This window comes from Kitasatospora sp. LaBMicrA B282 (genome assembly GCF_050325825.1).
Lineage (GTDB): Bacteria > Actinomycetota > Actinomycetes > Streptomycetales > Streptomycetaceae > Kitasatospora.
Genome location: NZ_JBNQTI010000241.1, coordinates 1 through 9394 on the forward strand (window position 1 = coordinate 1; position 9394 = coordinate 9394).

Annotated in this window: 4 protein-coding genes and 1 pseudogene; 4 read left to right on the forward strand and 1 reads right to left on the reverse strand. The window is 74.9% G+C overall.

The window, feature by feature from the left end; translation table 11 throughout:
- Window positions 1-99: 99 nt before the first annotated feature.
- The 4 genes and pseudogenes from ACQRUO_RS36580 to ACQRUO_RS36595 all read left to right on the forward strand — a co-directional run.
- Window positions 100-1068 (forward strand): annotated as a pseudogene (locus ACQRUO_RS36580) (beta-ketoacyl synthase N-terminal-like domain-containing protein); the annotation flags it as partial.
- An 87-nt stretch (window positions 1069-1155) separates the two neighbouring features.
- Window positions 1156-6201: a type I polyketide synthase gene (locus ACQRUO_RS36585; RefSeq protein WP_428320490.1), complete on the forward strand. Its 5046-nt coding sequence runs from the start codon at window positions 1156-1158 to the stop codon at window positions 6199-6201.
- Window positions 6198-7667 carry an MDR family MFS transporter gene (locus ACQRUO_RS36590; protein ID WP_428320487.1) on the forward strand — a complete coding sequence of 490 codons (1470 nt, stop codon included), beginning with the start codon at window positions 6198-6200 and terminating at the stop codon, window positions 7665-7667. The genes ACQRUO_RS36585 and ACQRUO_RS36590 overlap by 4 nt, the downstream gene beginning before the upstream one ends.
- Before the next feature lies 1 nt (window position 7668).
- Window positions 7669-7944, forward strand: a complete 276-nt coding sequence (locus tag ACQRUO_RS36595; protein ID WP_428320488.1) for a hypothetical protein — start codon at window positions 7669-7671, stop codon at window positions 7942-7944.
- Between the two features lie 16 nt (window positions 7945-7960).
- Here the strand turns inward: ACQRUO_RS36595 and ACQRUO_RS36600 are convergent, their stop codons facing one another.
- Window positions 7961-9124: a DUF5954 family protein gene (locus ACQRUO_RS36600; protein ID WP_428320489.1), complete on the reverse strand. Its 1164-nt coding sequence runs from the start codon at window positions 9122-9124 to the stop codon at window positions 7961-7963.
- Window positions 9125-9394 lie beyond the last annotated feature (270 nt).

Here is a 9394-nt window from a genome sequence, read left to right on the forward strand (position 1 = left end):
CTGCTGCGCGGCCTGGTGCGGGAGCCGGTGCGACAGCCCGCCACCAGTGACGGGGAGGAACCGAGCCACGCCTGGTCCCAGAGCATCCCTCTCAACCTTGTGCACGGGCAGGTCGCGGCGGTGCTCGGTCACACCGGCACGGCCGCGGTGGCGGTCGACCGGGCCTTCACCGAGCTGGGCTTCGACTCGCTCACCGCGGTCGAGCTGCGCAACCGCCTGACCGCCGAGACCGGCCTGCGGCTGCCCGCCACGCTGATCTTCGACCACCCCACCCCGGCGGCCCTGGTCGCCCACCTGTGCACCGAGCTGGTCGGCGCCGCCGAACCAGTCGCGGCGCTCGAACCGGCGGCCCGGGCCGGCGGCCCGGCGCAGCACGACCCGATCGTGGTGATCGGCATGGCCTGCCGCTACCCGGGCGGCGTCCGCTCGCCGGAGGACCTCTGGGAGCTGGTGGCCACCGGGCGGGACGGCATCGGCGCCTTCCCGGAGGACCGCGGCTGGGACCTGGACGGCCTCTTCGACGCCGACCCGGACGCGCCGGGCCGCTCCTACGTCCGGGAGGGCGGTTTCCTCTACGACGCGGCGGAGTTCGACGCGGGCTTCTTTGGCATCTCGCCGGTCGAGGCGCTGGCGATGGACCCGCAGCAGCGGCTGCTGCTGGAGACCGCCTGGGAGGCCTTCGAGCACGCCGGGGTGGACCCGACCGCCGTCCGGGGCAGCAGCACCGGCGTCTTCGCCGGCATCATGTACCACGACTACGCGTCCGGCCTCGGCGAACTGCCCGAAGGCGTGGACGGCTACCTCAGCACCGGCAACGCCGGCAGCGTGCTCTCCGGCCGGGTCTCCTACGCGCTCGGCCTGGAGGGACCGGCCGTCACGGTCGACACCGCCTGCTCCTCCTCGCTGGTCACCGTGCACCTGGCCGCGCAGGCGCTGCGCCAGGGCGAGTGTTCGCTGGCGCTGGCCGGTGGCGTCACCGTGATGGCCACGCCCACCACCTTCGTGGAGTTCTCGCTCCAGCGCGGGCTGGCCACCGACGGCCGCTGCAAGTCCTTCGCGGCCGCCGCCGACGGCACCGGCTGGGGCGAGGGGGTGGGCCTGCTGCTGCTGGAGCGCCTCAGCGACGCCCGGCGCAACGGGCACCAGGTGCTCGCGGTGATCCGCGGCTCGGCGGTCAACCAGGACGGTGCCAGCAACGGGCTGACCGCGCCCAACGGACCCGCCCAGCAGCGGGTGATCCGCGCGGCGCTGGCCCAGGCGGGGCTCGGCTCCGACCAGGTCGACCTGGTCGAGGCGCACGGCACGGGCACCAGGCTCGGCGACCCGATCGAGGCCCAGGCGCTGCTCGCCACCTACGGCCGGGAACGGCCGGCCGACCGGCCGCTCTGGCTCGGCTCGCTGAAGTCGAACATCGGCCACACCCAGGCCGCCGCCGGTGTCGGCGGCATCATCAAGACGGTCCAGGCGATCCGGCACGGCCTGCTGCCGAAGACGCTGCACGTGGACCAGCCGACCCCGCACGTGGACTGGGCCTCCGGCGCGGTCGAGCTGCTCACCGAGGCCCGGCCCTGGCCGCGCACCGACCGGCCGCGCCGGGCCGCCGTCTCCTCCTTCGGGATCAGCGGCACCAACGCGCACGTGATCGTGGAACAGGCACCCGAGGCCCTGGCGACCACCCCGGTCGCCCCGGCCCCGCTGCCCGCCGGCGAGGTGCTGCCCTGGCTGCTCTCCGCCCGGTCCGCCGACGGCCTGCGGGCCCAGGCCCGGCAGCTCGCCGACCACCTGACGGCACAGACCGAACTCTCGGCCGCCGACCTGGGCCGCTCGCTGGCCACCGGCCGGGCCGCCTTCGAGCACCGGGCCGCCGTGGTCGCCGCCGACCTGGACGCCTTCCGCACCGGCCTGCGCGCCCTGGCCGCCGGCGAGCCGGTGGAGCACGTGGTCACCGGGGCCGCCCGGAGCGCCCGCAAGCCGGTGTTCGTCTTCCCCGGGCAGGGGGCGCAGTGGGTGGGCATGGCCGTGGAGCTGGCGCAGGTCTCCCCGGTCTTCGCGGAGCGGCTGGCGGAGTGCGACCGGGCACTGTCGCCGTTCGTGCCCTGGTCGTTGTTCGAGGTGCTGGACGACGAGGCGGCCCTGGGCCGGGTGGACGTGGTGCAGCCGGCGCTCTGGGCGGTGATGGTGTCGCTGGCGGCACTGTGGCGCTCGTTCGGCGTGGAGCCGGCCGCGGTGGTGGGTCACTCGCAGGGGGAGATCGCGGCCGCGGTGGTGGCCGGCGGGCTCTCGCTGGCGGACGGGGCGCGGGTGGTGGCGCTGCGCTCGCGGGCGATCGCCGAGCGGCTGTCTGGCCGCGGCGGGATGGCGGCGGTGCCGCTGGGGGCCGCCGAGGTCGAGGAGTTGCTGGGCGCGGGGCGGTTGGGCGAGGACCTCTCGGTGGCTGCCGTGAACGGCCCGCGGTCGGTGGTGGTCTCCGGCGGGGTGGCGGCGCTGGAGGAACTGCTGGATCGGGTCGAGGGAGCCCGCCGGGTGCCGGTGGACTACGCCTCGCACTCTGCACAGGTGGCCACGATCGAGGACGAGCTGGCGCAGCTGCTGGCCGGACTGGACCCGGTCGAGGTGGACGTCCCCTTCCTCTCCACGGTGACCGGGGAGTGGCTGGCGGGGCCGGAGCTGGACGGCGGCTACTGGTACCGGAACCTGCGCCGGACGGTGCGGTTCGCCGACGCGGCCGCCGAACTGGCCCGGCAGGACCACGCCTTCATCGAGGTCAGCCCGCACCCCGTGCTGGCGCCCGGCCTCGACGCCCCCGCCTCGGGCACGCTGCGCCGCGGCGACGGTGGCGCCCTGCGGTTCATGAGCGCGCTGGCCGAGGCGTACGTCCGCGGCGTCGCGGTGGACTGGGACCGCGTCTACCCCGGCGCCGACCGGGTGGAGCTGCCGACCTACCCGTTCCAGCGCGAGCGGTACTGGCTGGCCGGGGGCACCGCGCCGGGTGACGTCGCGGCCGCCGGGGTCGAGGCGGTGGGCCACCCGCTGCTCGGCGCCGCCGTCCCGCTCGCCGGCTCGGCCGGCACCGTGCTCACCGGGCGGCTGTCACTGCGCTCGCACGGCTGGCTGGCCGACCACGCGGTGCACGGCACGGTGCTGCTGCCCGGCACGGCCTTCGTCGAACTCGCCCTGCAGGCCGGGCGGCAGACCGGCTGTCAGCGGATCGAGGAGCTGACCCTGGAGACTCCGCTGGTGCTGCCCGCCTCCGGGGCGGTGCAGCTGCAACTCTCCCTCGACCCGGCCGACCCCCGCGGCCGGCGCGCCCTCGCCGTCTACGCCCGGACGGGGGAAGGGGAGTGGGTCCGGCACGCCGCCGGGACGCTGGCCCCGGCGCCGGCACCCACGGTGGCCGGTGACAAGAGCTGGCCGCCGGTGGGCGCCGAGCCGCTGGAGCTGGGCGACTTCTACCAGGGGCTGGCCGACGCCGGTCTGGCGTACGGTCCGGCGTTCCGGGGGTTGCGGGCGGCCTGGCGGCGGGGTGCGGAGGTGTTCGCGGAGGTGCGGCTGGATGGTGACGGCGCGGCGGCCGGCCGGTTCGGCGTGCACCCGGCGCTGCTGGACGCCGCCCTGCACGCGATCGGTCTCGGCTCCTTCCTGGACGGTGACGGCGTGCGGCTGCCCTTCGCCTGGACCGGCGTCTCGCTCCACCAGGCGGGCGCAGCCACACTCCGGGTGGCGATCGCGCCGGCCGGGCCGGACGCCGTCGCGCTCACCGCGCGCGACGAGAGCGGCGCCCTGGTCGCCTCCGTCGACTCGCTGTTGCTGCGTCCGCTGGCGGTGGACCAACTCGCCATCCGGGACGCGTTGTTCCGGGTGGAGTGGCGGGAGGTTGGGGTGGTTGGTGGTGGGGTGATTGGTGGTGGGGGTGTGGTGGGGGATGTTGAGGTGGTGGAGGTTGATGTGTCGGGTGGGGTGTTGGGGGTTTTGGGTGGGGTGTTGGGTGTGGTGCGGCGGGTGCTGGCTGGTGGTGGTCGGGTGGTGTTTGTGACGCGGGGTGCGGTGGGGTTTGGGTTGGTGGGTGGTCCGGATGCGGTGGGGGCGGCGGTGTGGGGGTTGGTGCGGTCGGCGCAGTCGGAGCATCCGGGGCGGTTTGGGTTGGTGGATGTGGAGTGTGGGGTGGTGGTGGATGCGGGAGTGGTTGCTGGGGTTGGGGTGGAGTCGCAGGTGGTGGTGCGTGGGGGTGGGGTGTTTGTGCCGCGGTTGGTGCGGGTGGCGGTGGGGTCAGGTGGGGGTGGGGTGTTCTGTTCGGGTGGGACGGTGGTGGTGACGGGTGGGTTGGGGGTGTTGGGTCGGGCGGTGGCGCGGCATGTGGTGGGGGTGTTGGGGGTGCGTCGGGTGTTGTTGGTGTCGCGCCGGGTGGATGCGGGTGTGGTGGATGAGGTGCGGGGTGAGTTGGTGGGGTTGGGTGCGGAGTGGGTGGGGGTGGCGTCTTGTGATGTGGGTGATCGGGCGGCTTTGGCTGGGGTGTTGGCGGGGGTGGAGGGGCGGTTGGTGGGTGTGGTGCATGCGGCGGGGGTGTTGGGGGATGGGGTGGTTGAGGGGTTGACGGAGGAAACCTTGGCTCGGGTGTTGCGGGCGAAGGTGGAGGGGTTGGTGAATCTGCATGAGTTGACGGCTGGTTTGGATCTTGAGGTGTTTGTGGTGTTCTCGTCGGCGTCGGGGGTGTTGGGTGCGCCGGGTCAGGGGGCGTATGCGGCGGCGAATGCGTTTGTGGATGCGTTTGTGGAGTGGCGTCGGGCTCAGGGTTTGGCTGGGTTGTCGTTGGCGTGGGGGTTGTGGGCGGAGCGTTCGGGGATGACGGCGGGGTTGGATGTGGTGGGGGTGGAGCGGATTGCTCGGGGTGGGATGGTGGGGTTGGGGACGGCTGAGGGTTTGGCGTTGTTCGATGCGGCGCGTGGGGTGGGGGATGCGGTGTTGGTCCCGATGCGCCTCGACCTGCCCGCCCTGCGCACCCAGGCCCGCGAGGAGGGCCTGCCGCCGCTGCTCGCCGAGCTGGTGCCCGTCGCCCCCGAGCCGGTCGCTCGCGGCGCCGCGCCCGCCGTCGACCCGACCGATCCACTCACCCTGGTCCGGGTCCAGGCCGCCGCCGTCCTCGGCTACCCCGGTGCCGAGCAGGTCGACCCCGAACTACGCTTCCTGGAGCTCGGGTTCGACTCGCTGACCTCGGTCCGGCTGCGCAACCGGCTGAACACCGCCACCGGGCTCACCCTCGGTGCCATGGCCGTGTTCGACCACCCGACCCCGCGCCTGCTGGCCGAGCACCTGCGGGCCGAACTGGCCGGCCGGCAGCAGCCGGTGGCCGCGGCGGAGCCGGGCAACACCATCGGTGCGCTCTACCGGCAGGCCTGCGCCGACGGCAAGGTGGTGGCGGCGACCGACCTGCTGATGGTCGCAGCCAGTCTGCGGCCGGCCTTCGCGGCGACCGCGGTGGGCCAGGAGCAGCCGCTGCTCGACCCGGTCCGGCTCGCCGACGGGCCCGCACAGCCGGAGCTGATCTGCCTGCCCTCGCTGACCGCGATGTCCAGCCCGCACCAGTACGCCCGCTTCGCGGCCGGCTTCGGCCGGCGCCGCCGGGTCTCCGCCCTGGCGCTGCCCGGCTACCTGGCGGGCGAGCGGCTGCCTTCGAGCGCTACGGCACTGGTCGAGCTGGTCGCCCGGTCGGTCCTGCGGGCCACCGACGGCGCGCCGTTCGCCCTGGCCGGCTACTCCTCCGGCGGCTGGCCGGCGCACGAGGTGGCGGCCCGGCTGGCCGAACTCGGCCACCCGGCGACCGGCCTGGTCCTGCTGGACACCTTCCTGCCGGCCGACGCCGCCGCCCCCGCCTTCCGGGCCCGGATGGTGCGCGCCATGTTCGAGCGGGAGGAGGAGTTCGGCTGGACCACCGAGGACCGGTTGACCGCGATGGGCGGCTACTTCGCCCACTTCCACGGCTGGACCCCGGCCGCGGGCCAGGCCCCGACCCTGCTGGTGCGGGCCGAGCGCTCGCTGACCGGGGAGCACCACGCCGCCTGGCCGCTGCCGCACACCGCGGTGACGGTCGGCGGCGACCACTTCACCATGCTGGAGACCGAGGCCGGCACGGCGGCCGGGGCCGTGGACGACTGGCTGCGGAGACTGCGGCCGGCGCTGCGCCCCGGCGGGGCGGTGGCGGCATGAGCGGGCGCACCGAGGCGGCTCCGGCCGCACCCGCCACCCCGGGGCTCAGTCCGGAGGTCTGGAAGGCCGCCACCGTGGTGATCCTCGGTGCGACCATGTCCTTCCTCGACTCGACCGTGGTCAACGTGGCCCTCAAGGCGCTGGCCGCCGGGCTGGTCACCTCGCTGGACACCATCCAGTGGGTGGTGACCGCCTACCTGCTCGCGGTCGCCGCGGCGATCCCGGCCTCCGGCTGGGCGGCCCGCCGCTTCGGGGCGCAGCGCAGCTACCTCTTCGCGGTGCTGCTCTTCACGGCGGCCTCGGCGCTCTGCGGGGTCGCCCAGAGCGCCGGGCAGCTGATCGCCTTCCGGGTGCTGCAGGGCCTCGGCGGCGGGATGATCATGCCGATCGGGCAGATCATCCTGGCCCGGGCGGCGGGACCGCGGAACCTGGCCCGGGTGATGTCGGTGGTCGGGGTCCCGATCGTGCTCGCGCCGGTCTTCGGGCCGTTCGCCGGCGGTCTGCTGCTGCACTACGCGAACTGGCGGTGGATCTTCTTCGTCAACCTGCCGGTCGGCCTGCTGGCGGCGCTCTGCGCGCTGCGCCTGCTGCGCCCCGACCGTCCGCAGCAGGCGGCGCCGCTCGACCCGGTGGGGCTGGCGGCGATCTCCGCCAGCATGGTCGCCCTGACCTACGGGCTCGGCGGCGTCGGCCGGCACACCTCGGCGGGCGCGCTGCTCGCGCTGCTGGGCGGCGGGCTGCTGCTGGTGCTCTTCGTACTGCGCACGCTGCGCACCGCGCACCCGCTGTTCGACCTGCGCCTCTACCGTGACCCGGTGTTCCGCGCGGCCTCGCTCACCACGCTCTTCCTCTCGATGGGGATGTACGCGGGCATGGTGTTGATGCCGCTGTACTTCCAGAGCGTCCGGCACGCCGACCCGGTCACCACCGGGGCGCTGCTGCTGCCGGCGAGCGCCGGGGCGGCCGCGGCCACCTGGCTCTCCGGGCGGGCGGTGGAGCGGCTCGGCGGCGGGCGCACCGCCTTCCTCGGGGCCGCGCTGAGCCTGGCCGCCGCGGTGCCGTTCGTGCTGCTCCGGGTGGACACCCCGTACCCGGTGATCGGCTCGGCCATGCTGGTCTCCGGCTTCGGCGCGGGGCTCTCGGTGATGCCGGCGATGACCTCCGCCTTCCGGGCCCTCGACCCGGCGCAGCTCGGTGACGCCTCACCACAGCTCAACATGCTGCAACGGCTGGGCGGTTCGGTGGCCACCGCGGTCTTCGTGGCGGTGCTGCAGAACGGCCTGGACGGCGCGGGGGACAGCACCGGCCGGCAACTGGCGGCCTACACCGACACCTTCTGGTGGTCGCTGGGCGCGGCCGCTCTGGCGGCCGGTGCTGCGCTGCTGCTGGCCCGGGCCCAGCAGCGGTCCGAACCGCCCCGCAGCGCACCGACCCACCGCGGGACCCCGCAGAAGGCCGAGGCCTGACATGTCGACCACCGTTCCGACTCGCGCCGCCGAGCGGCAGGACGAACTCACCGCGCTCGAGCGGGAGCTCGCCACGCTCGACCGGTCGCTGATCCTGATCGTCCGGCGGCGCACCGAGCTGGTCGCGGCCATCGAGGCGCTGCGCCGCGCGCACGGCCTGCCCGGCACCGAGCTGACCAAGGAGAACGAACTGCTCCAGCTCTACCGCCACGGCCTGGGCCGCGAGGGCGTCCAACTCGCCCTCCAGCTACTGGAGATCGGCCGCGCCCCGTCCTGAGCGGCCCGAGTCGCCGCTACCGCCGCCTGCTCTTCTTCGCCTTGCGCGGGCGGCCTCGGTGGCGCTGTTCGTGCTCGGCGAGCAGCTTGCGGCGGCGTTCGGACTCCGCTTCCATCAGGCGGTTCATCTCCTCCATCTCGGGGGTGAGTTCCAGCGGCCGTTCTTCGTCCTCGTCGTCGGGGATCAGGCCCTGGGCCCGCAGTTGCTGGTCGTGCACCCGGAACGGCGGCTGCGTGCTGTGGTCGGAGCGGCGCGGGCCCTCGGGGCCGTCCGGGCCGATCCGGACCAGCCGTTCGACCCGGACCACCCGTAGGTGCCGGCCGGCCACGTCGAGGCTGTCCGCCCGGGTCCGGTCGAGCTCCTCGGCGGCCCGCAGGTACTCGGCGCGCTGCTCGGTGCCGAGGGCCCGCCGCACCGGGTCCATCACCCGCAGCGCGAAGGTGATCGAGTCGCGGGCGTCCTGCGGCGTCTTGGCGACCGCCGCCGTGCTGGGCTGCCAGCCGAAGGCGGTCCGTTCGGCGACCATGAAGACCGGCGGCAGCAGCACCCCGCCCGGGTGGCTGTGGGCGGCCTGGATGCCGTCCTCCTTGACCTCGCGGTCGATCGGGCCGACCGGGTGGACCAGGCCGAGCAGTTCGAGCTTGAGGATCCCCTCGGACAGCCCGGTCACCGCGATCGGGTCGATCACGAAGCCGTCGGCCGGGTCCGGCTCGCGGTGGGAGAGGCCGGGCGGACAGGGGTCCGGGTCGCTCGGGCGGGGCGGCTCCGGGCCGTCGGGGCCGGTGCGGATGAAGCGCTCGCAGCGCACCACCCGGTGGCGGGTGCCGAGCACGGTCACCTCGTCGATCGGCTCCCAGTCGAGCCGCTCGGCGGCGGCCAGCAGGGCGGCCTTCCGGGTGTCGTCGCCGGCCTGCTCCGCCTCGTGGGCCTCGCTGCGGAAGTACCCCGCCAGGCTGTCCCGGGCGTCCTGCGGATCCGGGTCGCCGAAGTGCGGGCGCAGCCGCCAGCCGCCGTGCTCCAGCTCGTAGGCGATGCCGAACGCCGGGCCGGCGCCGCGCACCTCCGGGTACGGGTCCCGGGCCTGCCAGGCCTCCAGGTCGGCCAGGGCCGCCACCGGCGCGTGCGGCGGCGACATCCGGATGGTGCGGTACGCGGGGACGTTCTCCGGGCTTTCCGTCATGGCCACAGCATTGCGGCGGGGTCCGCGGCACGGTAGCGGTCGGCCTCCGAGGTTCAGTCGAAAGAGTGTGCCTCGGGTGCGGCGCTCCGGGCGTGCGCCGACGCTGTGCTACACGCTCGGGCGCTGCGCCGAACGACCCTGAGACCCGCCGCCCTAGACGGCCGACTGGTCGGGCGTGGGCAGCGGGGCCGCCTCCGGCACCGGCGGACCGGGCTGCGCGCCGACCTGGCGCCCCGCCCCGCCCGGCGCGCCCCCGCCGGCTCGTGCGCG